General features: G+C 60.4%; 23 protein-coding genes. 11 read left to right on the top strand and 12 right to left on the bottom strand.

Annotated elements, in window-relative coordinates:
* Positions 1-21: 21 nt before the first annotated feature.
* Entirely contained in the window at positions 22-807 is a 786-nt protein-coding gene (znuB, locus tag ENGE1_RS06065; protein ID WP_043083339.1) for a zinc ABC transporter permease subunit ZnuB, read from the bottom strand.
* Positions 807-1,559, bottom strand: a complete 753-nt coding sequence (znuC, locus tag ENGE1_RS06060) for a zinc ABC transporter ATP-binding protein ZnuC (protein WP_043083340.1) — start codon at positions 1,557-1,559, stop codon at positions 807-809. Before znuC ends, znuB begins: the two co-directional genes overlap by 1 nt.
* A 76-nt stretch (positions 1,560-1,635) precedes the next feature.
* Here znuC and znuA point away from each other — a divergent pair, with 76 nt between their 5' ends.
* From znuA to lpxM, 3 genes are all read left to right on the top strand, one after another.
* Positions 1,636-2,580, top strand: a complete 945-nt coding sequence (znuA, locus tag ENGE1_RS06055) for a zinc ABC transporter substrate-binding protein ZnuA (protein ID WP_048252901.1) — start codon at positions 1,636-1,638, stop codon at positions 2,578-2,580.
* 15 nt (positions 2,581-2,595) lie between these two features.
* The gene (gene mepM / locus ENGE1_RS06050; RefSeq protein ID WP_043083343.1) at positions 2,596-3,915 is read left to right on the top strand and encodes a murein DD-endopeptidase MepM; all 1,320 of its coding nucleotides are present in this window, start codon (positions 2,596-2,598) and stop codon (positions 3,913-3,915) included.
* A gap of 112 nt (positions 3,916-4,027) precedes the next feature.
* The gene (gene lpxM / locus ENGE1_RS06045; RefSeq protein WP_045289173.1) at positions 4,028-4,996 is read left to right on the top strand and encodes a lauroyl-Kdo(2)-lipid IV(A) myristoyltransferase; all 969 of its coding nucleotides are present in this window, start codon (positions 4,028-4,030) and stop codon (positions 4,994-4,996) included.
* A 38-nt stretch (positions 4,997-5,034) separates the two neighbouring features.
* On the opposite strand, the gene pyk is transcribed toward lpxM, so the two are convergent.
* Complete coding sequence (gene pyk / locus ENGE1_RS06040) at positions 5,035-6,477, bottom strand: pyruvate kinase (RefSeq protein ID WP_043083347.1); 1,443 nt, start codon at positions 6,475-6,477, stop codon at positions 5,035-5,037.
* Between the two features lie 124 nt (positions 6,478-6,601).
* Positions 6,602-7,471, bottom strand: a complete 870-nt coding sequence (locus tag ENGE1_RS06035) for a MurR/RpiR family transcriptional regulator (protein ID WP_045289172.1) — start codon at positions 7,469-7,471, stop codon at positions 6,602-6,604.
* Positions 7,472-7,829: 358 nt separating this feature from the next.
* Between ENGE1_RS06035 and zwf the strand changes: the two genes are divergently transcribed.
* The 3 genes from zwf (at position 7,830) to kdgA (ending at position 12,013) form a co-directional block, all read left to right on the top strand.
* A complete protein-coding gene (gene zwf / locus ENGE1_RS06030; RefSeq protein ID WP_043083350.1) occupies positions 7,830-9,305 on the top strand; it encodes a glucose-6-phosphate dehydrogenase in 1,476 nt (491 codons plus the stop codon).
* Positions 9,306-9,531: 226 nt separating this feature from the next.
* The gene (gene edd / locus ENGE1_RS06025) at positions 9,532-11,343 is read left to right on the top strand and encodes a phosphogluconate dehydratase (protein ID WP_048252903.1); all 1,812 of its coding nucleotides are present in this window, start codon (positions 9,532-9,534) and stop codon (positions 11,341-11,343) included.
* 28 nt (positions 11,344-11,371) lie between these two features.
* Complete coding sequence (gene kdgA, locus ENGE1_RS06020; RefSeq protein WP_045289169.1) at positions 11,372-12,013, top strand: bifunctional 4-hydroxy-2-oxoglutarate aldolase/2-dehydro-3-deoxy-phosphogluconate aldolase; 642 nt, start codon at positions 11,372-11,374, stop codon at positions 12,011-12,013.
* A gap of 45 nt (positions 12,014-12,058) precedes the next feature.
* Here the strand turns inward: kdgA and purT are convergent, their stop codons facing one another.
* Complete coding sequence (gene purT / locus ENGE1_RS06015) at positions 12,059-13,237, bottom strand: formate-dependent phosphoribosylglycinamide formyltransferase (RefSeq protein ID WP_048252904.1); 1,179 nt, start codon at positions 13,235-13,237, stop codon at positions 12,059-12,061.
* Between the two features lie 175 nt (positions 13,238-13,412).
* Here purT and ENGE1_RS06010 point away from each other — a divergent pair, with 175 nt between their 5' ends.
* Together ENGE1_RS06010 and ENGE1_RS06005 are read left to right on the top strand one after the other, a co-directional pair.
* On the top strand, positions 13,413-14,075 hold the full coding sequence (locus tag ENGE1_RS06010; RefSeq protein ID WP_048252976.1) for a tellurite resistance TerB family protein: 663 nt from the start codon (positions 13,413-13,415) through the stop codon (positions 14,073-14,075).
* Positions 14,076-14,146: 71 nt separating this feature from the next.
* Positions 14,147-16,198: a prolyl oligopeptidase family serine peptidase gene (locus ENGE1_RS06005; RefSeq protein ID WP_048273091.1), complete on the top strand. Its 2,052-nt coding sequence runs from the start codon at positions 14,147-14,149 to the stop codon at positions 16,196-16,198.
* Between the two features lie 6 nt (positions 16,199-16,204).
* Here the strand turns inward: ENGE1_RS06005 and exoX are convergent, their stop codons facing one another.
* The 3 genes from exoX to ENGE1_RS05990 all read right to left on the bottom strand — a co-directional run bounded on the left by exoX (position 16,205) and on the right by ENGE1_RS05990 (position 17,896).
* Positions 16,205-16,864, bottom strand: a complete 660-nt coding sequence (gene exoX, locus ENGE1_RS06000) for an exodeoxyribonuclease X (RefSeq protein ID WP_048252906.1) — start codon at positions 16,862-16,864, stop codon at positions 16,205-16,207.
* A 27-nt stretch (positions 16,865-16,891) separates the two neighbouring features.
* A complete protein-coding gene (locus ENGE1_RS05995; protein ID WP_048252907.1) occupies positions 16,892-17,581 on the bottom strand; it encodes a nitrilase-related carbon-nitrogen hydrolase in 690 nt (229 codons plus the stop codon).
* An 84-nt stretch (positions 17,582-17,665) separates the two neighbouring features.
* Positions 17,666-17,896 carry a DNA polymerase III subunit theta gene (locus ENGE1_RS05990; RefSeq protein ID WP_045289165.1) on the bottom strand — a complete coding sequence of 77 codons (231 nt, stop codon included), beginning with the start codon at positions 17,894-17,896 and terminating at the stop codon, positions 17,666-17,668.
* Between the two features lie 138 nt (positions 17,897-18,034).
* On the opposite strand from ENGE1_RS05990, the gene yobA reads away from it, so the two are divergent.
* The 3 genes from yobA to ENGE1_RS05975 are packed head-to-tail and all read left to right on the top strand — an operon-like array spanning position 18,035 to position 19,636.
* Positions 18,035-18,409: a CopC domain-containing protein YobA gene (yobA, locus tag ENGE1_RS05985; protein WP_043083365.1), complete on the top strand. Its 375-nt coding sequence runs from the start codon at positions 18,035-18,037 to the stop codon at positions 18,407-18,409.
* Between the two features lie 3 nt (positions 18,410-18,412).
* A complete protein-coding gene (copD, locus tag ENGE1_RS05980) occupies positions 18,413-19,282 on the top strand; it encodes a copper homeostasis membrane protein CopD (RefSeq protein WP_048252908.1) in 870 nt (289 codons plus the stop codon).
* Positions 19,283-19,297: 15 nt separating this feature from the next.
* Complete coding sequence (locus ENGE1_RS05975) at positions 19,298-19,636, top strand: YebY family protein (RefSeq protein ID WP_043083367.1); 339 nt, start codon at positions 19,298-19,300, stop codon at positions 19,634-19,636.
* A gap of 415 nt (positions 19,637-20,051) precedes the next feature.
* On the opposite strand, the gene ENGE1_RS05970 is transcribed toward ENGE1_RS05975, so the two are convergent.
* From ENGE1_RS05970 to rsmF, 4 genes are all read right to left on the bottom strand, one after another.
* The gene (locus ENGE1_RS05970; RefSeq protein ID WP_144244730.1) at positions 20,052-20,195 is read right to left on the bottom strand and encodes an Ecr family regulatory small membrane protein; all 144 of its coding nucleotides are present in this window, start codon (positions 20,193-20,195) and stop codon (positions 20,052-20,054) included.
* Between the two features lie 85 nt (positions 20,196-20,280).
* The gene (locus ENGE1_RS05965) at positions 20,281-20,472 is read right to left on the bottom strand and encodes a YdfD/YebW family protein (RefSeq protein ID WP_043083370.1); all 192 of its coding nucleotides are present in this window, start codon (positions 20,470-20,472) and stop codon (positions 20,281-20,283) included.
* Positions 20,473-20,564: 92 nt separating this feature from the next.
* Positions 20,565-20,804: a YebV family protein gene (locus ENGE1_RS05960; protein ID WP_043083371.1), complete on the bottom strand. Its 240-nt coding sequence runs from the start codon at positions 20,802-20,804 to the stop codon at positions 20,565-20,567.
* Between the two features lie 111 nt (positions 20,805-20,915).
* Complete coding sequence (gene rsmF / locus ENGE1_RS05955) at positions 20,916-22,340, bottom strand: 16S rRNA (cytosine(1407)-C(5))-methyltransferase RsmF (protein WP_225823407.1); 1,425 nt, start codon at positions 22,338-22,340, stop codon at positions 20,916-20,918.
* Between the last annotated feature and the right edge of the window lie 58 nt (positions 22,341-22,398).

The raw sequence follows: 22,398 nt of genomic DNA, 5'->3' as shown, positions 1-22,398 counted from the left end.
GCCGCCCGGCGCTGTCGCCCGTCAGGCGGCAGGTTTCTTACACATGCTGAACACAAACAGCACCGCCGCGCAGAGCACCACCGACGGCCCGGCGGGCGTATCGTAAAACGCCGAGAAGGTCAGGCCGCCGGTGACCGCCAGCATACCGATCCCCACGGCAATAGCCGCCATCTGCTCCGGCGTGCGGGCGAAGCGCCGCGCGGTGGCCGCCGGAATTATCAGTAACGAGGTGATAATCAGCGCGCCGACAAACTTCATCGCCACGCCGATAGTGAGCGCCGTCACCAGCATCAGCAGCAGCTTGACCCGCTGCAGCTTCACCCCGTCGACAAAGGCCAGATCCGGGCTGATGGTCATCGACAGCAGGTTGCGCCACTGCCAAAGCAGAATGGCAATCACCACCAGCGTTCCCAGTCCGATAGCAACCAAATCCTCCGGCGTTACCGCCAGCAGATCGCCAAACAGATAGGCCATCAGATCCACCCGGACGTTGGACATCAGGCTGACCACCACCAGCCCCAGAGACAGCGCGCTGTGGGCCATGATCCCCAGCAGCGTATCTACCGCCAGGTGCGGACGGCGCTCCAGAAATACCAGTCCGCCCGCCAGCAGCAGAGTCACGGCGATCACCGCATAGAAAGGATTCACGTTCAGCAGCAGGCCGAAGGCGACGCCCAGCAGCGAAGCGTGGGCGAGGGTATCGCCAAAATAGGACATCCGGCGCCAGACGACAAAAGAGCCCAGCGGGCCGGCGGCGCAGGCAAGCATCATCCCGGCCAGCCAGCCGGGAAGCAGTAGTTCGATCATTATTGGTTATTTCCCCGACGCAGGACGATCCGCCCCTGTAAATCATGGCGGTGGTTATGCTGATGGCGGTATATGCCGAGCTGTTCGGCGCCGCGCGGCCCGAACATGGAGATAAATTCCGGATGCAGAGAGACCACGTCCGGGGTGCCTGAGCAGCAGATGTGGTGATTGAGGCACAGCACCTCGTCGGTTTTGGCCATCACCAGGTGCAGGTCGTGAGAGACCATCAGCACCGCGCAGTTCAGCTCCCGGCGCAGCTGGTCGATAAGGTCGTACAGCGCCACCTGGCCGTTGACGTCGACGCCCTGCGTCGGTTCGTCCAGCACCAGCAGCTGCGGGCTGTTGAGCAGGGCTCTGGCCAGCAGCACGCGCTGGGTTTCGCCGCCGGAGAGCTTCTGCATCGGCGCATCCGCGAGGTGGCCCGCATGTACGCGCCTGAGCGCCGGCAGGATCTCCTCTTTGCGAACGCCGGGGCGCAGGCGCAGAAAGCGGTTCACCGTCAGCGGCAGCGTCGCATCGAGGTGTAACTTTTGCGGTACATAGCCGATGCGCAGTTTAGGCTCGCGGTGGATGCGCCCTTCATCAGGTGCTACCAGCCCAAGCACGACCCGCACCAGCGTGGACTTGCCGGCACCGTTTGGCCCGAGCAGCGTAAGGATTTTTCCGGGGCTGAGCGTCAGGGAAATATCGGACAGGACGCGGCGTCGGCCAAAGGTGACCGCGACGTTTTCAAGCTTTACAAGGTTGCTCATAACAATAGGGGTTACATTAATAATTAAATGTTATAATATCACGCAACTTAAGTTGATAACGATAGGTTGACGCATTATGTTACATAAATATACGCTTCTTTGCGCTGGCATTGCCACTGCCCTTTGGACGACAAGTGTAACACATTCCCAGGCGGCGGTTGTTGCCTCCCTGAAACCGGTAGGCTTTATCGCTTCAGCTATCGCAGATGGCGTGACGGATACCCAGGTTTTGCTGCCAGACGGCGCCTCAGAGCATGACTATTCCCTGCGTCCATCCGATGCAAAACGCTTACAAAACGCTGACTTAGTCGTATGGATCGGTCCTGAGATGGAAGCATTTATGGACAAGACGGCGAGCAAGTTTCCTGAAGCAAAAAAGGTCACAATCTCGGCGCTGCCCGGCGTGCAGCCGCTGCTGCAAAAAGGCGCGGATGATGATGACCACGACCACGGGCACGGACAGGTTTCAAATGAAAAAAGTGATGGCGATCACCATCACGGCGAGTACAACATGCATCTGTGGCTTTCCCCAGAGATAGCGCGGCTTTCGGCGGTTGCAATCCACGATAAATTAGTGGAACTTATGCCGCAAAGTCGAGCCAAACTTGACGCCAACCTGCGGGACTTTGAGGCACAATTAGCCGCGACCGATAAGCAGGTAGGTAACGAGCTGGCACCGCTGAAAGGTGAAGGGTATTTTGTTTTTCATGACGCCTATGGCTACTTTGAAAAGCACTACGGGCTGACCTCCCTGGGTCATTTTACCGTAAACCCTGAAATACAGCCTGGTGCGCAGCGTTTACATGAAATAAGAACACAGTTGGTTGAGCAAAAAGCGCGCTGCGTTTTTGCTGAGCCACAATTCAGGCCGGCAGTGGTAGAGGCGGTTGCGCGCGGCACCTCCGTTCGAATGGGAACGCTGGATCCGCTTGGCACCGCTATCCAGCTGGGGAAAACGAGCTATATGCAGTTTCTCACCCAGCTGGCAAACCAATATTCAGGCTGCCTGAAGGGAGATTAACGAGGAAGTGAATACGTGCAACAGATAGCCCGCTCTGTCGCCCTGGCATTTAATAATTTGCCGCGCCCCCACCGCGTAATGCTGGGGTCGCTGACTGTTCTAACGCTCGCGGTCGCCGTCTGGCGACCCTACATCTATCACCCCGACTCGGCGCCCGTAATCAGGACGATTGAGCTCGAGAAGAAAGAGATCCGCTCCCTGCTTCCGGAGGCCAGTGAACCTATCGATCAGGCCGCACAGGAAGACGAAGCCATCCCCCAGGATGAGCTGGACGATAAAACTGAAAACGAGGCCGGCGTCCACGAATACGTGGTCTCCACCGGCGATACGCTCAGCAGCATCCTCAACCAGTATGGCATCGACATGGGCGAGATCAGCAAGCTCGCCGCCTCTGACAAGGAGTTGCGCAACCTCAAGATTGGCCAGCAGCTCTCCTGGACCCTGACCGCAGACGGCGATCTCCAGCGTCTGACCTGGGAGATGTCGCGTCGCGAAACCCGCACCTACGACCGCGCGGCTAACGGCTTTAAGATGAGCAGCGAAACGCAGCAGGGCGACTGGGTCAACAGCATTGTGAATGGCACCGTGGGCGGCAGCTTCGTGGCCAGCGCGCGCAGCGCCGGGCTGACCAGCGCCGAAGTGGGCGCGGTCATTAAGGCGATGCAGTGGCAGATGGACTTCCGCAAGCTGAAAAAAGGCGATCAGTTCTCGGTGCTGATGTCGCGCGAAATGCTCGACGGCAAGCGCGAGCAGAGCCAGCTGCTCGGGGTGCGCCTGCGCTCTGACGGTAAAGACTACTACGCTATCCGCGCCGATGACGGCAAATTCTATGACAAGAACGGCACCGGGCTGGCGAAGGGTTTCCTGCGCTTCCCGACCTCGCGCCAGTTCCGCGTCTCCTCGAACTTTAATCCGCGTCGCCTCAACCCGGTGACCGGGCGCATTGCTCCGCACCGCGGCGTCGATTTTGCCATGCCGCAGGGCACGCCGGTGCTCTCCGTCGGTGATGGCGAAGTGGTGATGGCCAAGCGCAGCGGCGCGGCGGGTTACTACGTGGCGATCCGCCACGGGCGGACCTACACCACGCGCTATATGCACCTGCGTAAAATTCTGGTCAAGCCGGGGCAGAAAGTGAAGCGCGGCGACCGCATTGCGCTCTCCGGAAACACCGGCCGCTCCACCGGGCCGCACCTGCACTATGAAGTGTGGATCAACCAGCAGGCGGTTAACCCGCTGACGGCCAAGCTGCCGCGCACCGAGGGCCTGACCGGCTCCGATCGCCGCGACTACCTGGCCCAGGTTAAAGAGGTAGCTCCGCAGCTGCGTCTTGACTGATTCGTAACCGCTGAAAGCCGGTGCCCCTGCGGGCATCGGCTTTTCCTTTTGTGCGAAGCCCGCGGCGTCGCTACACTATGCGATAATTTTCTTGAGTACGATCCTGACTTGCATGGACACTAAAAAAAATAATAGTGAGTTTATTCCTCAGTTTGAAAAATCCTTTCTCCACCCTCGCTACTGGGGCTCGTGGCTGGGGGTTTACGCCTTTGCCGGTATCGCCCTGACGCCGCCGGCGTTTCGCGATCCGATCCTCGGCGCGCTGGGGCGGCTGGTGGGGCGGCGGGCCAGAAGCGCGCGTCGCCGCGCGCAGATCAATCTGCTCTACTGCTTCCCCGAAAAAAGCGAGGCCGAGCGCGAGGCGATCATCGATGAGATGTATGCCACCGCCCCGCAGGCGATGGCGATGATGGCCGAGTTGGGGATGCGCGATCCGCAGAAGATCCTCGGGCGCGTTGACTGGCAGGGCATTGAGATTATCGACGAGCTGCAGCGCAACAACGAGAAGGTCATTTTCCTCGTGCCGCACGGCTGGGGGGTGGACATTCCGGCGATGCTGATGGCCTCTAAGGGCCAGAAGATGGCGGCGATGTTCCACAATCAGGGCAATCCTGTCTTCGACTACGTCTGGAACACCGTGCGCCGCCGCTTTGGCGGCCGGATGCACGCCCGCAATGACGGTATCAAGCCGTTTATTCAGTCGGTGCGCCAGGGCTACTGGGGCTACTATCTGCCCGATCAGGACCACGGCCGCGAGCACAGCGAGTTTGTCGATTTCTTTGCGACCTACAAGGCGACGCTGCCCGCTATCGGCCGCTTAATGAAGGTGTGCAGGGCCAGGGTTGTGCCGCTGTTTCCGGTGTATGACGGCAAAACTCACCGCCTGACGGTTGAGATACGTCCGCCGATGGACGATCTGTTGACGGCGGATGATACCACCATCGCGCGGCGCATGAATGAAGAGGTGGAGATTTTCGTCAACCCGCATAAGGAGCAGTACACCTGGATCCTGAAGCTGCTGAAGACGCGCAGGCCGGGTGAAATCCAGCCGTATAAGCGTAAGGATCTCTATCCGAAGTAAAAAAAGCGCCCTGAAGGCGCTTTTTTGTCAGAGTCGGTTTACTCGACCGTTAAAATACGCGTGGTGTTGGTTGAGCCAACGGTGCCCATCACGTCGCCCTGGGTGACGATAACCAGGTCACCGGACATCAGGTAGCCCATATCGCGCAGCAGGTTTACCGCGTCGTTAGCGGCGGCAACGCCGTCGGTGGCGCTGTCAACGTGCACCGGCGTGACGCCGCGGTAGAGGGCGGTCAGATTGAGCGTGCTCTCGTGGCGGGACATGGCGAAAATCGGCAGGCCGGAGCTGATGCGCGACGTCATCAGCGCGGTGCGGCCGGATTCGGTCATGGTGATGATCGCCGTGATGCCCTTCAGGTGGTTAGCGGCGTACATCGCCGACATCGCCAGCGCCTCTTCAACGTTATCAAACTGCACGTCGAGGCGGTGCTTGGAGACGTTAACGCTCGGGATCTTCTCTGCGCCGAGGCAGACCCGGGCCATCGCGGCCACGGTTTCCGCCGGATACTGGCCGGCCGCGGTTTCCGCCGACAGCATCACCGCATCGGTGCCGTCCAGCACGGCGTTTGCCACGTCCATGACTTCTGCGCGGGTCGGCATCGGGTTGGTGATCATCGACTCCATCATCTGGGTGGCGGTGATCACCGCGCGGTTGAGCTGGCGGGCGCGGCGGATCAGCGCCTTCTGAATGCCGACCAGTTCCGGATCGCCGATCTCGACGCCGAGGTCGCCGCGGGCCACCATCACAACATCAGAGGCGAGGATAATATCATCCATCGCGTCCTGGCTGCAGACCGCTTCCGCACGCTCCACTTTGGCGACAATTTTGGCATTGCAGCCCGCTTCCTCGGCCAGGCGGCGGGCGTAGTTCAGATCTTCGCCGCAGCGCGGGAAGGAGACCGCGAGATAATCCACGCCGATCAGGGCGGCAGTTTTGATGTCCGCCTTGTCTTTTTCGGTCAGCGCTTCGGCAGAGAGGCCACCGCCGAGCTTGTTGATGCCCTTGTTGTTGGAGAGCGGGCCGCCGACGGTCACTTCGGTGAACACCTTCATGCCCTGAACGTCGAGCACTTTCAGCTGCACGCGTCCATCGTCGAGCAGCAGGATATCGCCCGGCACCACGTCTGCGGGCAGGCCTTTATAGTCGATGCCAACTTTGTCCTTGTCGCCTTCGCCTTTCTCCAGGTTGGCATCCAGCAGGAATTTATCGCCAACATTGAGGAATACTTTGCCCTCTTTGAACGTGGAGACGCGAATTTTCGGTCCCTGCAGATCGCCGAGGATCGCTACGTGACGTCCCAGTCTGGCCGCGATTTCACGGACGTTATCGGCGCGGAGCTTATGGTCTTCCGCCGTACCGTGTGAGAAGTTCATGCGCACCACGTTGGCGCCTGCGGCAATCACCTTTTCAAGGTTGTTATCGCGGTCGGTTGCCGGGCCTAACGTGGTGACGATTTTGGTTCTGCGAAGCCTTCTGGACATGTAATACTCCGTTGATGAAACATTTTGGTGTCGTGTGAACAAAAATTTGCCAGGTCCACCCGAATAAATCCATTCAGGAACTTAACCGAATGTACTAATGGGTTACAATATTGTTATAAAAAATTTACTGATGATCGTTGCCAGTGAGCAACGCTTTATCAAAGCGCGATTCCTTCAGCGCTTCCTTGACCCGCTTCAAGTTATCCCTGAATTTTGCCCCGCGGCGCAGGGTAAAGCCGGTTGCCAGCACGTCGATGACCGTAAGCTGAGCAAGGCGGGAAACCATCGGCATATAAATGTCGGTATCTTCCGGTACGTCGAGCGTGATAGCCAGCGAGGCTTCCCGCGCCAGCGGCGTATCGGCAGAGGTGAGGGCGATGACCATCGCGTCATTTTCCCGCGCCAGCTGCGCCAGCTCCACCAGGCTCTTGGTGCGCCCGGTGTGGGAGATAATAACGACCACGTCATTTTCGCTGCAGTTCATGCAGCTCATGCGCTGCACGACGATGTCATCGGAGTAGACCACCGGGACGTTGAAGCGGAAGAACTTGTTCATCGCGTCGTGGGCGACGGCGGCAGAGGAGCCCAGCCCGAAAAAAGCGACGCGCTTCGCCTGGGTCAGCAGGTCAACGGCGCGGTTCACCGCCGCCATATCGAGAGCGTGCCGCACCTGGTCAAGACTTGCCATCGCCGATTCGAAAATCTTGCCGGTGTAGGCGTCTACGCTATCATCTTCATCAACGTTGCGGTTGACGTAGGGCGTACCGTTGGCGAGGCTCTGCGCCAGATGTAGCTTAAAATCGGGGAAGCCGCGCGTCTCCATGCTGCGGCAGAAGCGGTTAACCGTCGGCTCGCTGACCGCCGCCTGCTGGGCCAGTGCGGCGATGCTGGAGTGAATGGCCTGCGCCGGGGCCGCGAGGATTATCTCGGCAACTTTGCGTTCGGATTTGCTCAGGGTGTCCAGACGGGACTGGATTCTTTCCAGCATGTTCATTGATAGCAGGCGCCCAAAGTTGAAAGTGATTTCATTAATGGATGAAATCAACGTACATTCTGGAGAGAATATACCCTTCCCGCCGTGTGAATAGCGAAAGAAAGCGCGCGGGTTATGTTGTTTTTTTTCATTACATGATCGGTGTCGACTTTTACATTCGGTGCATGGATCGTAATAAATGTGTAAAATTAGGCAGTTGTCCGCAGCTGAAGCGATTTTTTTTTCCAGAAATGCCTTTAACTGCGGTCAGCAGACAATCAGGGTTTCGGCGGCTGCGTAAACACAGTACAGTGCGTTGTAATAAAGTTACGAAGAGTGGCCGGTATCTCTACCGGCCAGGCTAACTAAGGAGAATGACATGGCGGTAACGCAAACGGCCCAGGCATGCGATCTGGTCATTTTCGGCGCGAAGGGCGACCTGGCGCGTCGCAAATTGCTGCCTTCCCTGTATCAGCTGGAAAAAGCAGGACAGATCCATCCGGAGACCCGGATAATCGGCGTCGGACGCGCCGACTGGGATAAAGCGGCCTACCAAAAAGTGGTGCGCGAAGCGCTGGAAACCTTCATGAAAGAGAAGATTGATGAAGGCCTGTGGGACGCCCTCAGCAAGCGCCTCGACTTCTGCAATCTTGACGTCAATGATACCAAAGGCTTTTCCCGCCTCGGCAAAATGCTCGATCAGAAGGCCCGCGCCACGATCAACTATTTCGCCATGCCGCCGGGAACCTTCGCCGCTATCTGTAAAGGTCTGGGCGCCGCGAAGCTTAACGCCGCGCCGGCCCGCGTGGTGATGGAAAAACCGCTCGGCACCTCGCTGGCGACCTCCCGCGAAATCAACGATCAGGTAGGCGAATTCTTTGACGAAAGTCAGGTCTACCGCATTGACCACTATCTCGGTAAAGAGACGGTGCTCAACCTGCTGGCGCTGCGCTTTGCTAACTCCCTGTTCGTCAACAACTGGGATGCCCGTACCATCGATCACGTTGAGATAACCGTGGCGGAAGAGGTGGGTATCGAAGGCCGCTGGGGCTATTTTGACCAAGCCGGCCAGATGCGGGATATGATCCAGAGCCACCTGCTGCAGATCCTCTGCATGATCGCCATGTCGCCGCCGTCGGAGCTGAACGCTGACAGCATTCGCGATGCCAAGGTAAAAGTGCTCAAGTCTCTGCGCCGCATTGACCGCAGCAACGTGCGCGAGAAAACCGTGCGTGGCCAGTACACCGCAGGCTTTGCCCAGGGCAAAAAAGTGCCGGGCTACCTGGAGGAAGAGGGCGCGAATAAGAGCAGCAATACGGAAACGTTTGTTGCCATTCGCGTCGACATCGACAACTGGCGCTGGGCGGGCGTGCCGTTCTATCTGCGCACCGGCAAGCGTCTGCCGGCTAAATGTTCGGAAGTGGTGGTCTACTTCAAAACGCCGAAGCTGAACCTGTTTAAAGACTCCTGGCAGGAGCTGCCGCAGAACAAGCTGACTATCCGTCTGCAGCCTGACGAAGGCGTGGATATCCAGATCCTCAATAAAGTGCCGGGCCTGGACCACAAACATAACCTGCAAACGACTAAGCTGGATCTGAGCTGGTCTGAAACCTTCAACCAGACGCATCTGGCCGACGCCTATGAGCGCCTGCTGCTGGAGACCATGCGCGGTATTCAGGCGCTGTTTGTGCGCCGCGATGAGGTAGAAGAGGCGTGGAAGTGGGTTGACTCCATTACTGAAGCCTGGGCAGCCGATCAGGATGCGCCGAAGCCGTACCAGGCGGGCAGCTGGGGACCGGTCGCCTCGGTGGCGATGATCACCCGCGACGGCCGTTCCTGGAACGAGTTCGAATAGCGGCGCAAAAACGGTCATTACGCGATTTTACCGGTAACATGATCTGACGCACTTTCTCTTCTGTTATTTGTACTTTAAATGCCCCAATGGATTCACCTTTGGGGCTTTTTTAACTACACTGTTTGTAGTTGAATTTGCCCCCAGGCCCCATATCACACGCGCTTGAGCAATCCATACCCACGCTGTGGTTACCATCCCCCTGGGCAGTATGAATTAAGGAGATGCTATGAATCCGACATTGTTACGCGTAACAAACCGCATTATCGAGCGTTCACGAGAAACGCGTAATGCCTACCTGGCGCGTATTAATCAGGCGAAGTCCAACACCGTGCAGCGCTCGACGCTGGCCTGCGGTAACCTGGCCCACGGCTTTGCTGCATGTCAGCCGGACGACAAGGCCTCGCTGAAAAGCATGTTGCGTAACAACATTGCGATTATCACCTCCTATAACGATATGCTTTCCGCCCACCAGCCCTACGAGCACTATCCGGATATCATCCGTAAAGCCCTGCACAGCGTTAATGCGGTCGGCCAGGTTGCAGGCGGCGTGCCGGCCATGTGCGACGGCGTAACCCAGGGCCAGGACGGCATGGAGCTTTCGCTGCTCAGCCGTGAAGTGATCGCGATGTCCGCAGCGGTAGGACTTTCCCACAATATGTTCGACGGCGCGCTTTTCCTCGGCGTGTGCGACAAAATCGTCCCCGGACTTGCCATGGCGGCGCTCTCCTTCGGCCATCTGCCGTCGATCTTTATTCCGTCCGGCCCGATGGCCAGCGGCCTGCCGAACAAAGAGAAGGTGCGCATTCGCCAGCTTTACGCCGAAGGGAAACTCGACCGCATGGCGCTGCTGGAGTCGGAAGCCGCCTCCTATCACGCGCCGGGTACCTGCACCTTCTACGGCACCGCCAATACCAACCAGATGGTTATCGAGTTTATGGGCATGCAGCTGCCGGGCTCCTCGTTCATTCACCCGGATGCGCCGCTGCGCCAGGCGATGACGGAAGCCGCGGCCCGTCAGGTCACCCGCATGACCGGCAACGGCAATGAGTGGATGCCGCTGGGCAAAATGTTCGATGAAAAAGTGGTGGTTAACGGCATCGTTGCCCTGCTGGCGACCGGCGGTTCGACCAACCACACCATGCACCTGGTGGCGATGGCGCGCGCGGCGGGCATTATTATCAACTGGGACGACTTCTCCGACATCTCCGACGTGGTGCCGCTGATGGCGCGCCTCTATCCGAACGGCCCGGCGGACATTAACCACTTTAACGCCGCAGGCGGCGTGCCGGTGCTGATGCGCGAGCTGCTGAAGGGCGGTCTGCTGCATGAGGACGTAGAAACCGTTGCGGGCCACGGGCTCTCCCGCTACACCATGGAGCCGTGGCTTAATAATGGCGAACTGGACTGGCGCGAAGGCGCGACGGCGTCGCTGGATGAGGCGGTGATTGCCTCCTTCGATAAACCGTTCTCCCACCACGGCGGCACCAAGGTGCTGAGCGGCAACCTGGGCCGCGCGGTGATGAAAACCTCCGCCGTGCCGGTAGAAAATCAGATTATTGAAGCGCCGGCGGTGGTCTTTGAGAGTCAGCACGACGTGGTGCCTGCCTTTGAAGCCGGGCTGCTGGATAAAGATTGCGTGATTGTCGTCCGCCATCAGGGACCAAAAGCCAACGGCATGCCAGAATTACATAAACTTATGCCGCCGTTAGGTGTATTATTGGACCGCCGTTTCAAAATTGCGCTGGTCACCGATGGCCGCCTCTCCGGCGCGTCCGGTAAAGTGCCTTCCGCGATCCACGTGACCCCGGAAGCCTTCGACGGCGGACTGCTGGCGAAAGTGCACGATGGCGACATCATTCGCGTTAACGGCCAGACCGGCGAGCTGACGCTGCTGGTTGACGACGCCGTTCTGGCGGCGCGCAAGCCGCACATTCCCGATCTGCGCGCATCCCGCGTCGGGACGGGTCGCGAACTGTTTGGCGCGCTGCGCGAGAATTTCTCCGGCGCAGAGCAGGGCGCAACCTGCATCAAATTTTAATGTACCGTTTTGGCGAGAGAACACTTTGATGAAAAACAACTGGAAAACAACCGCAGAAGCTATCCTGACCACTGGCCCGGTCGTCCCGGTGATTGTGGTTAAGAAACTGGAACATGCCGTGCCGATGGCGAAAGCGCTGGTCGCCGGCGGCGTGCGCGTACTGGAAGTGACGCTGCGCACCGAGTGTGCGATGGATGCCATCCGCGCTATCGCGAAAGAAGTGCCGGAAGCTATCGTCGGCGCGGGTACCGTGACTAACGTTCAGCAGCTCAAAGAAGTGACCGAAGCGGGCGCGCAGTTCGCCATCAGCCCCGGCCTGACCGAGCCGCTGCTGAAAGCCGCGACCGAAGGCACTATCCCGCTGATCCCGGGCATCAGCACCGTGTCTGAACTGATGCTGGGTATGGACTACGGCCTGAAAGAGTTCAAATTCTTCCCGGCTGAAGCCAACGGCGGCGTGAAGGCGCTGCAGGCGATTGCCGGTCCGTTCGCCCACATCCGCTTCTGCCCGACCGGCGGTATCTCCCCGGCTAACTACCGCGACTATCTGGCGCTGAAGAGCGTGCTGTGCATCGGCGGCTCCTGGCTGGTGCCGGCGGACGCGCTGGAAGCAGGCGACTACGACCGCATTACCAAAATCGCTCGCGAAGCGGTGGAAGGCGCGAAGTAACTTTTCGCCACGCGCAGCGCCGCCCGGCGCTGCGCATCTCCTCTTTTATCCCCTGACCTCCACGGCTGCGGCCGCCGCTTTGGCCCGATCTACGGCCGTCTCAACATCTTCCGCCGTGGCTAACGCCACCCCCAGCCGACGGCTGCCCGCGATTTCCGGCTTGCCAAACAGGCGCAATTGGATACCTGCCCCGAGCGCGGCGTCTACGTTGCCAAATACCACGTCAGTGCTGTGAAGCTGCGGCAGAATGACCGCCGACGCCGAGGGGCCGTACTGGCGAATGCCGCCGACCGGCAGGCCGAGAAAGGCGCGCACGTGCAGGGCGAACTCGGAGAGATCCTGAGAAATCAGGGTCACCATGCCGGTGTCGTGCGGGCGGGGCGACACTTCGCTGAAGATGACCTCATCGCCGCAGACAAACAGCTCGACGCCGAACAGGCCGTGGCCGCCGAGCGCCAGCACTACTTCGCGGGCAATCTGCTCCGCGCGCTGCCGGGCCGCGGCGCTCATCTGCTGCGGCTGCCAGGACTCCCGGTAGTCGCCGTCCTCCTGGCGGTGGCCGATGGGGGCGCAGAAGTGGACGCCGTCGGCGGCGCTGACGGTCAGCAGGGTTATCTCAAAATCGAAGTCGACCACGCCCTCAACAATCACCCGACCGGCGCCGGCGCGGCCGCCCTGCTGGGCGTATTGCCAGGCGGCATCCAGCTGCTCCCGGCTGCGGATAAAGCTCTGGCCTTTGCCGGAGGAGCTCATGACCGGTTTCACGATGCAGGGCAGGCCAATCTCGTCAACCGCCGCCCGGAAGCTCTCCTCGCTGTTGGCAAAGCGGTAGCGGGAGGTCGGCAGAGCAAGCTCCTCGGCGGCGAGGCGGCGAATGCCCTCCCGGTTCATGGTCAACTGCGTGGCCCGCGCGCAGGGCACGACCCGCTGTCCGTCCTGCTCAAGAGCGACCAGCATGTCGGTGGCGATGGCCTCGATCTCCGGCACGATGTAGTCCGGCTTCTCTTCATTAACCAGCGCCTTCAGCGCCCGGCCGTCGAGCATATTGATAACGTGGGCGCGGTGGGCGACGTGCATCGCGGGCGCATCCGCATAGCGGTCGACGGCGATAACTTCAATTCCCAGACGCTGGCACTCAATGGCCACCTCTTTTCCCAGCTCGCCGGCGCCCAGCAGCATCACCTTCGTTGCTGCCGGACGCAGCGCAGTACCCAGAACGGTCATATCAGACTCCTTAAAAAAATTGGCCGCAGTATATACGAAAACGTTTGCGTCTGTCTTGCGGACGATGTCCCTGCCGGGGCCGGAATTTGCGCATCTTTAGGTCTGGCACACACTTCCTGACGCCGGGTCGCATAGGCTAGAGCGATCTGCGCGATTAATTAATGAGAGGAAAATGATGTCGAACTGGCTTAATCAACTTCAGTCTCTGCTGGGGCAGGGAACCCGCGACGCACGGCCCGGCGCTCAGCAGGGGCTCAGCAATCTTCTGATACCCGGTGCCCTCGGCGGGCTGGCGGGCCTGCTGGTCTCCAGCAAGTCTTCGCGCAAACTGCTGGCGAAATACGGCACCGGCGCGCTGCTGGTCGGCGGCGGCGCGGTGGCGGGAACCGTACTGTGGAATAAGTACAAGGGCAAAATGCAGGGCGCGCCGCAGGAGGCACCCCGGCCGGCTGACGGGGAGCTCGAGGTGGACCGCCGGACCGAGCGGCTGATCCTCGCCCTCGTCTTCGCCGCCAAAAGCGACGGTCATATTGACGACAAGGAGCGGGCGGCTATCGACGGCCAGCTGCGCGAGGCGGGCATTGAGGCGCAGGGGCGGGCGCTGATAGACAAGGCCATTGCCCAACCGCTCGAACCTGAGCTGCTGGCGCGGGACGTCAGCAGCGAGGAAGAGGCGCTGGAGCTCTATTTCCTGAGCTGCGCGGCCATTGATATCGACCATTTTATGGAGCGCAGCTACCTCAGCGCGCTGGGCGATGCGCTGAAGATCCCGCCGGAGGTGCGCGAGGATATTGAGCGTGACCTGGCGGCGCAAAAACAGGCGCTGCAGGCTACCTGACGCAGATTTTTGTTGCAAGATCCTGCGCATTTGCCACCCTAGGGTCTTCTATTTTTCAGAAGGCCCAGGCTATGCCACCAAAAGCTCAACGTCGTCCCCACAGCATGACGCTCCACGGCGATACCCGCATTGATAACTACTACTGGCTGCGCGACGATGACCGCGCGCGGCCGGAGGTGCTGGACTACCTGCGCCAGGAGAACGACTACGCTGAGTCGGTGATGGCCCCGCAGGAGGCGCTTCGCCAGCAGGTGCTGCAGGAGCTTGTCGACCGCATTCCCCAGCGCGACGCCTCCGCGCCGTATACGCAAAACGGCTACCGCTACCGTCAGGTTTACGAGCCGGGCTGTGAGTACGCTCTGCATCAGCGCCAGCCGGCGCAGAGCGGCGAAGCGGATCCGTGGGAGCTGCTGATCGACGGCAACGCGCGGGCGGCGGAGCATCCGTTTTACACGCTCGGCGGGCTGAATATCTCTCCGGATAACGCCATCATGGCGATTTCCGAGGACGTCCTTTCCCGCCGCCAGTATACGCTGCGGCTGAAAAATCTGACCGACGGCAGCTGGTATCCCGAGGCGCTGGAGAACGTCTCGCCGGGCAGCGCCTGGGTCAACGATTCGTCGGCGCTCTACTACGTGCGTAAGCACGACGAGACGCTGCTCCCTTATCAGGTGTGGCGCCACCGCGTCGGTACGCCGCCGGCGGAGGATGAGCTTATCTACGAGGAGGCGGACGATACTTTCTACGTCAGCCTGAGCAAGACCAGCTCCCGGCGCTACATTGTGATCCACGTCGACAGCGCCACCGCCAGCGAAATGCTGCTGCTGGACGCGGACGCGTCCGACGCGCGGCCCCGCACCTTCCTGCCGCGCAGAAAGGATCACGAGTACAGCCTCGACCATTTCCAGGACCATTTCTATCTGCGCTCCAACCGCGAAGGCAAAAACTTCGGCCTCTACCGCAGCGCGTCGGCGGCGGAGTCGCAGTGGGAGACCCTGATCCCCGCCCGCGAAGCGGTGTTGCTGGAGGATTTTACGCTGTTTACCGACTGGGTGGTGGTGGAAGAGCGCCAGCGCGGCCAGACGCTGCTGCGCCAGATCAATCGCCATACCGGCGCATCCGCCGATATCACCTTTGACGACCCGGCCTACGTCAGCTGGATTGCCTGGAACCCGGAGCCGGAAACCTCCCGGCTGCGCTACGGCTACTCGTCAATGACCACGCCAACGACGCTTTACGAACTGGATATGGATACCGGCGAGCGCCTGACGCTGAAGCAGCAGGAGGTGAAGGGCTTCGATCCGGCGCGCTACCAGAGCGAGCGCCTGTGGGTGACCGCCCGCGACGGCGCGGAGGTGCCGGTGTCTCTGGTTTACCGGCGCGACGGCTTCCGGCGCGGCGACAATCCGCTGCTGGTTTACGGCTACGGCTCCTACGGCTCCAGCATGGACGCCAGCTTCAGCAGCAGCCGCCTGAGTCTGCTCGATCGCGGCTTCGTCTACGCCATCGCCCACGTCCGCGGCGGCAGCGAGCTGGGCCAGCAGTGGTATGAGGACGGCAAGTTCCTCAAAAAGATGAACACCTTTCACGACTATCTCGACGTCTGCGACGCGCTGCTGGACCAGGGCTACGGCAGTCGGGCGCGATGCTACGGTATGGGCGGCAGCGCCGGCGGGATGCTGATGGGCGTCGCCGTCAACCAGCGCCCCGAACTGTTTCACGGCGCGGTGGCGCAGGTACCGTTTGTAGACGTCCTGACGACCATGCTTGACGAATCCATTCCGCTGACCACCGGCGAGTTTGAAGAGTGGGGCAATCCGCAGGACCCGGAGTATTACCGCTACATGAAAAGCTACAGCCCGTATGACAACGTGGCTGCCCGGGCCTACCCGCACCTGCTGGTCACCACCGGGCTGCACGACTCGCAGGTACAGTACTGGGAGCCGGCCAAGTGGGTGGCGAAGCTGCGCGAGCTGAAGACCGACGATAACCTGCTGCTGCTCAGCACCGACATGGACGCCGGGCACGGCGGCAAGTCGGGGCGTTTTAAGAGCTACGAGGGTGTGGCGCTGGAGTATAGCTTCCTGATAGCGCTTGCCAGCGGCGCGCTGCCGGTCCGCTAGCGCGGTTTACTCCCCGAGCCAGTGCTTCAGGGTGAGGCGCAGCTCGGGGCTCATATTAGTGAGGTTGTTATTGAGCCAGCGCAGGTAGCCGGGATCGTTCTGCGCCACCTCGGCGACCGGCTTGCCGCGATATTTGCCGAAGCTGAAGGTGGTAATCAGCCCCGGACGGCCGGTTACGTCCAGCATCTGCTCCGGCGTCCAGCCTGTCGTTTTGATGATATCCAGCAGCAGGGCGGCGGTGATGTAGCAGTCGTACAGCGCCCGGTGGTGGTGCAGCCCCGGCGGCGTCGCCACGCTGAGCTTGCGCGATTTATACAGCGCCATGTTGCTGTACTTAATGCCCGGCCACAGGCGGCGGGCCAGCTTCATGGTGCAGATCCACTCGCCGTGCATTTCCGGCAGGACGCGCCTGTCGAAGCTGGCATTGTGCGCCACATACCAGCGGCTGCCCTGATAGTGGGGCACGATCTCTTCAATCCACGGCTTGTCGGCCACCATCTCTTCGGTAATGCGGTGGATCGCCATCGCCTGAGGCGAGATAGGCCTGTCGGGGCGCACCAGGTGACTCATTGGATTGACGATCTCGCCGTCGACGATATCCACGGAGGCGATTTCCACCACGCCTCCCTGAAGACCGCAGGTTTCGGTATCTATTACGCGCAGCATAGCGCCCTCCCGGCAGAAAAGGGCAGGTTAGGCGCCGCAGGCGATTTCGTCAATGGGCGACAGGCATTCGCGCAGCGGAATAATATCGCCTTCCCAGCACGCCGCGCGGCGGCGGCCGACCAGCAGCAGCTCTCCGGCATCGGCCCTGACGATCAGCTGGCCGTTGTCGTCCCACAGCGCGCTGCCCCCGGCGTAGTTCGCCTTGAGGACGGTGATCGCATACTTATGCGCCAGGCGCTGCAGGCGCTGGACCGACTGCTGCTGCTGGCAGCCGCAGGTGCAGGTGCCAGTCGCCAGCAGGGAGGCCTGCGGGTCGAGTTCGCTCCCTTCGGCAGCGGCCGGGAAGTGCATGGTGCCGCGCGGGTGCGGGCTGAGGCAGGTACCGCAGCCCTGATAAAAGGTTACCGGCGCGGCGGCATCGGGGGAGAAAACGGCCACGCCGGCGCGCGAAACGCCGTCTGCGGCCAGCGGCACGCCGGCAATAACGGTCATCTGATAGCGGGCGGCCGCCTGCGACAGCGGCTGAAGCAGAGCGGAATCGGCGCGGAGCGGGAGTATAACATTTGCCGCGCCCGTTAAAGAGAGTTCGGGGAATAGCAGCAGGCTGCAGCGCTGGCGGGCTGCAGCGGCAATAAAACGCAGGTGGATGGCGATATTTTGCGCAATATCGTGGCTGCGGTCGTCGTACTGCGCCGCAGCAATGGTCCATTCTGACATAGTGGCTTCCTTTCACTTAGTAACTTCGGACTATTCTTGGATAGTAGCAGGCCGCGCGTAAGGAAGTGTATCGGTCAGTAAGATTTATTTCTGTTTCGGCTCATAGGGCAGGCGCGACAGATTAACGGACGCCAGGCGGTGGGCGATAAGACGTTCGCGAAACCAGTCCCGCAGGTGCGCAGGCTGCTCGCGCTCAACCACTTCCGCAACTATCGGCATGTTGTAACGCTCTTTGAACGCCACGCCCGCCGCGGCGAGATCGACATTGATCTTGTCCATCTCCTGCTGGGGAAGGCGGGCCAGATTAATTTCCATTCTCTACTCCTCATGCTTGTGCGTCAGACGTTACCCATCGCCGCGGCGAATGGCAAGACCGGCGGCAACGAATCTCGACGCAGCCATTATACAGCGTTATTCTCTACTCCAGTTAAATAACGACAAGGAATAGATTGCATGACGTCATCTGCTTCCCGCGCCCTGCGCGCAGGCATACTCTTCATCTCCCTCACCGGCGCCGCCGGGGCGTGGGCCCATGCGCACCTCAAGGCCCAGCAGCCTGCTGCGGATACGGAAGTCGCCGTCTCCCCTGGCGAACTGACCCTGACCTTCTCCGAGGGCGTGGAGGAGAAGTTTAGCGGCGTAACCCTGACCGGACCCGGCGATGCGCCTGCGGCTACCGGACCCGCCGCGCGCAGCCCCGACGACGCCGCTCGCCTGGTGGTGCCGGTCAGGCAGGCGCTTGAGCCCGGCACTTATACCGTGTCATGGCACGTTGTATCAGTTGACGGGCACAAAACCCAGGGCCAGTACCGCTTTCGCGTGAAGTAGCGGATGCTGGACGCGCTGTATATCGCTCTGAGGCTGCTGCACTTTGCCGCGCTGATGGCCGCCTTTGGCTACGCCCTTTATGCGGCCTGGTGGGCGCCGTACCCCCTGCGTCGGCTGCTGCGCCGCCGCTACGGTTCAACCCTTGCCTGCGCGCTGTGGCTCAATGCTCTCAGCGCAACGCTGATATTGATTGTCCAGGGCGGCCTGATGGGCAGCGGCTGGGCGGATGTCCTCAGCCCGCCGATCTGGCAGGCGGTGGCGGATACCCGCTTCGGCAGCGTCTGGCTGTGGCAAATTGTCCTTGCCTGGCTGACGCTGGCGGCGGTGCTTCTGCGCCCGCGCCGCGCGGCGGCGCTGCTGCTCGTGCTGTGCATCGGGCAGTTTATGCTGCAGGCGAGCGTTGGCCACGCCGCGATGCACGGCGGCACGGCGGGCGTGCTTCAGCGAATTAATCATACGCTTCACCTGCTGTGCGGCGCCGCCTGGCTGGGCGGGCTGCTGCCGTTTCTTTACTGCCTGCGCCTGGCGCACGGCCGCTGGCGGCAGGCGGCGCTGGCGGCCATGATGCGCTTCTCCCGCTACGGCCACCTCGCCGTGGCCGGGGTCATCGCCAGCGGTGCGGTTAATACGCTGCTGATCCAGGGGCGGCTGCTGTCGGATTCGGACTGGGGGAGGGCGCTGTTGCTGAAAAGTGCTCTGGTGGCGCTGATGGTGGTTATTGCGCTGGCAAACAGGTATCTTCTGGTGCCGGGGTTGGCGACGAACGGGCGGCGCGCTGAGCGGCTGTTGGTCCGTACCACCCAGGCGGAAATTGTTTTAGGCGCTCTGGTGCTGGCAGCGGTAAGTCTGTTCGCCACCTGGGAGCCGTTCTGACTAACTGGTTAATACATGAAAAAAATCGTTTTGACACTGCTGCTGCTGGCCTCGTCCGGCGCGGCGCTGGCGGCACCGCAGATCATCACCGTCAGCCGGTTTGAAATTGGCAAGGATAAATGGGCCTTCAACCGCGAAGAGGTGATGTTGACCTGCCGCCCCGGCAACGCCCTGTACGTGATTAATCCCAGCACCCTGGTGCAATATCCGCTAAACGGCGTGGCGGAGCAGGAAGTGAAAGAAGGCAAAACCTCCGCCCAGCCGCTGTCTGTGATCCAGATCGACGATCCGCAGCATCCGGGGGCGAAGATGAGCCTCGCGCCGTTTATCGCCAAAGCGGAAAAGCTCTGCTGACTTAATGCATTAGCGCAGCCAGGACAATAAAAAAAACCGCAGTTTCCGTTGAGGAAAATCTGCGGTTTTTTATTCTTTCGCCGTTAAGCTCACGGTTTTTTTGCGTTCGCAGGGGCTGCGGACTGGAAAACCTGCCACGGTCATCTATTCTTATAAGGCAAGGCGATTGAGCCTTCATCAATGCCAACTTTTAGCGCACGGCTCTCTCCCAAGAGCCATTTCCCTGGACCGAATACAGGACTCGTATTCGGTCTCTTTTTATTTAAAGGGAAATCAGCCCGTTATCATCAGCTCCTCTGACAATAACCTGACCTCTGTATTCCGTTGCCATCCGTTATACCACAGGAAAAAACGCTTTAACATTTCTTTTACGCAATTAATGCGGCATTTCTCGGATTTGGGGGGCGGGAGATAACTATTTCGGCGTGTGTAATTCGGGATAAAGGAGAGTTTCAAAGTAGCTGACGAAGGACCAGATAGCGCCGCTGAAGATAAACCAGATGCCAAAAGCGAGGATCAGCATAACCAGAACTATCAATGCTGTTTCAGTTTTGCTCATTACCCACTCTTTCTGTTTACGCCAGAATAACCAAGAATAATAGCGAAACTGGACAAGGCGGTGCAATTGCAGTTAATGCTATCGCCTAAAAATCGCTGAATTCCTGCGCCGGGCGCCAGAAGCTGTCGATGTAATCTTCCACCGGGTAGCAGCCGCCGTAGCGTAGCCGCTGAACGTCCATTGCGTGGATGCACTGCGTTTCGCTGTTGTAGACATCCAGCACGATGTCCTCGCAGCCGCCGTCGAGATAGCAGATAAACAGAACCAGAGCGTACATCTCTTCCTCAAACCATAAAGCCTGAAGTGAGTGTAGGTGAAAACGGCAGGGCAGGGAATAAATAACCCGCCTGCGGGCGGGTTCATCTTGAGTCAGGCCAGGCGCATGACCCAGGCATCGGACTGGCGATCGTAGTGCTGGCGGTAAAGGACAGATTTTTCTCCATTGAGGAAGGCGAGGATGCTGGTTTCGGCATCCCAGCCGTCTAACTGCATACACAGGTCGGGATCGGATTTACAGGGAATGCTTAACGTGCGCTCCCCTTGCTGCTCGCTGTGCAGCTCGGCGTCGTCAATTTCGAAGGCGCCGATACGTACGCTGGTTTTAGCCATAGTGCTCTCCGTTGTCTGCTGGGCGTGGTACGACCAGTAGGTCGTCACAACTACATCCTAGACAAAACGGAAATAATTTCCAGTAAAAAAGTGCGCAATTTTTGAACTATATCACGACATTTCTGTGAACAGCTTTCCGTCGCGGACCAGCTCGCGCGGATAGCTGTTCTTCAGCCGGGAGCCGACGCGCTTGGCCAGCCCCAGAGGATGTCCCTGAAAGGTCACGATAACTTCACTTTGCGCCGGGGCGGGCTCGGGCCAGACGTCGCGACCGCGGTACCATTCAGCGGCATCGCTTTCGCTCAGCTCGAAGGCGAACTCGGGGCGGAAGGGCAGGGCGATGACCGCTTCATGCTGCCAGCGGTAGCCCTTGTTGTAGCACTCTGCCAGCCGAATGCCGATGCGCGAAAAGCGCACTTTGCCCGCCAGGGCGTCAATATCTTCGGGGAAAAGCCAGATCTCTTTGTCGCGCTGCCACAGGCGCAGGTCGTTGCTCCACTGCAGGCCGACGGCCGCGGCGGCCTGCTCAACGGCGGCGGCCTCCCGGCCCTTCATCGGCGTGAACGGGAATTTACCCACCTTATAGCCGGGGGCCGGCAGCGGCGGCACGGAGGCGGTTTTGCGCAGGCGGGCCACGAAGAAGCCTTCGCAGTCGTAAATCTGCGGAAAGACGTGCAGAAATCCCTCCGGGGTCAGCGCCCGCCCGGCGTCGGGAAACAGGTTGTCCAGCGGCGCTATCTCAGCCGCCTGCGGATAGCGGGCCAGCAGCCACGCCAGCACCTCTTCATTCTCTTCCCGGTTGAGGGTGCAGGTGGAGTAGACCAGCGTCCCGCCGGGGCGCAGGGCGTGAAAGGCGCTGTCGATCAGCGCCTTCTGGGTGTCGGCAATCTCGCGATTGCTCTCCGGCGACCAGTTTTTCAGCGCATCGGGATCTTTACGCACTACGCCTTCGCCGGAGCAGGGGGCGTCGAGCAGGATAGCGTCGAACGCCTCCGGCAGCGCGGGGCCGAATACCCGACCGTCAAAGTGGGTCAGGGCGACGTTGCTGACGCCGCAGCGGCTGATGTTGGCGTGGAGCACCTTCACCCGGCTGGCGGAAAATTCGTTAGCGAGGATCAGCCCGGCGTTGCCCATCCGGGCGGCAATCTGCGTGGTCTTGGAGCCGGGCGCCGCCGCGACGTCCATCACCCGGCGGGGCCGGTTGTCGTCGGCAAACAGGGCGGCGACCGGCAGCATTGAGCTGGCTTCCTGAATATAAAACAGACCGCTGAGGTGCTCTGCGGCGCTGCCCAGCGCCAGCGCGTCTTCGTTCTCGCGCTCGATCCAGAATCCCTCTTCGCACCACGGCACCGGCGTCAGCTGCCAGCCGTAGGGGGCCACCAGCTGCAGAAAGTCGGCGACTGAGATCTTCAGCGTGTTAACCCGAATGCTGCGGCGCAGCGGGCGGCCGCAGGCGGCGAGGAAGTCGTCAAAGGAGAGATGCGGCGGCATGGCCGCACGCATCAGGTCGAGAAAAGGGTCGGGAAGATAAGCCACGAAGCGCACCACGTTCACAAAATACGTTTACAGAAAGAGGCGCGCAGTTTAGCACATC

The sequence above is a fragment of the Pluralibacter gergoviae ATCC 33028 = NBRC 105706 genome (assembly GCF_001598855.1).
GTDB classification, from domain to species: domain Bacteria; phylum Pseudomonadota; class Gammaproteobacteria; order Enterobacterales; family Enterobacteriaceae; genus Pluralibacter; species Pluralibacter gergoviae.
The sequence above is the reverse complement of the archived record's forward strand: the minus strand, read 5'-3'. Positions and strand labels throughout refer to the sequence as shown.

Bases quoted from the DNA above. Each gene is read 5' to 3' on its own strand.
- ENGE1_RS05960 (WP_043083371.1), bottom strand. From the start codon at position 20,804: ATGGCTAAAACCAGCGTACGTATCGGCGCCTTCGAAATTGACGACGCC.
- ENGE1_RS05970 (WP_144244730.1), bottom strand. From the start codon at position 20,195: ATGAGCAAAACTGAAACAGCATTGATAGTTCTGGTTATGCTGATCCTC.
- znuA (WP_048252901.1), top strand. From the start codon at position 1,636: ATGTTACATAAATATACGCTTCTTTGCGCTGGCATTGCCACTGCCCTT.
- zwf (WP_043083350.1), top strand. From the start codon at position 7,830: ATGGCGGTAACGCAAACGGCCCAGGCATGCGATCTGGTCATTTTCGGC.
- znuC (WP_043083340.1), bottom strand. From the start codon at position 1,559: ATGAGCAACCTTGTAAAGCTTGAAAACGTCGCGGTCACCTTTGGCCGA.
- ENGE1_RS06005 (WP_048273091.1), top strand. From the start codon at position 14,147: ATGCCACCAAAAGCTCAACGTCGTCCCCACAGCATGACGCTCCACGGC.
- ENGE1_RS06035 (WP_045289172.1), bottom strand. From the start codon at position 7,471: ATGAACATGCTGGAAAGAATCCAGTCCCGTCTGGACACCCTGAGCAAA.
- purT (WP_048252904.1), bottom strand. From the start codon at position 13,237: ATGACCGTTCTGGGTACTGCGCTGCGTCCGGCAGCAACGAAGGTGATG.
- ENGE1_RS06010 (WP_048252976.1), top strand. From the start codon at position 13,413: ATGTCGAACTGGCTTAATCAACTTCAGTCTCTGCTGGGGCAGGGAACC.
- yobA (WP_043083365.1), top strand. From the start codon at position 18,035: ATGACGTCATCTGCTTCCCGCGCCCTGCGCGCAGGCATACTCTTCATC.
- exoX (WP_048252906.1), bottom strand. From the start codon at position 16,864: ATGCTGCGCGTAATAGATACCGAAACCTGCGGTCTTCAGGGAGGCGTG.
- lpxM (WP_045289173.1), top strand. From the start codon at position 4,028: ATGGACACTAAAAAAAATAATAGTGAGTTTATTCCTCAGTTTGAAAAA.
- ENGE1_RS05995 (WP_048252907.1), bottom strand. From the start codon at position 17,581: ATGTCAGAATGGACCATTGCTGCGGCGCAGTACGACGACCGCAGCCAC.
- edd (WP_048252903.1), top strand. From the start codon at position 9,532: ATGAATCCGACATTGTTACGCGTAACAAACCGCATTATCGAGCGTTCA.
- znuB (WP_043083339.1), bottom strand. From the start codon at position 807: ATGATCGAACTACTGCTTCCCGGCTGGCTGGCCGGGATGATGCTTGCC.
- copD (WP_048252908.1), top strand. From the start codon at position 18,413: ATGCTGGACGCGCTGTATATCGCTCTGAGGCTGCTGCACTTTGCCGCG.
- ENGE1_RS05990 (WP_045289165.1), bottom strand. From the start codon at position 17,896: ATGGAAATTAATCTGGCCCGCCTTCCCCAGCAGGAGATGGACAAGATC.
- ENGE1_RS05975 (WP_043083367.1), top strand. From the start codon at position 19,298: ATGAAAAAAATCGTTTTGACACTGCTGCTGCTGGCCTCGTCCGGCGCG.
- kdgA (WP_045289169.1), top strand. From the start codon at position 11,372: ATGAAAAACAACTGGAAAACAACCGCAGAAGCTATCCTGACCACTGGC.
- ENGE1_RS05965 (WP_043083370.1), bottom strand. From the start codon at position 20,472: ATGTACGCTCTGGTTCTGTTTATCTGCTATCTCGACGGCGGCTGCGAG.
- pyk (WP_043083347.1), bottom strand. From the start codon at position 6,477: ATGTCCAGAAGGCTTCGCAGAACCAAAATCGTCACCACGTTAGGCCCG.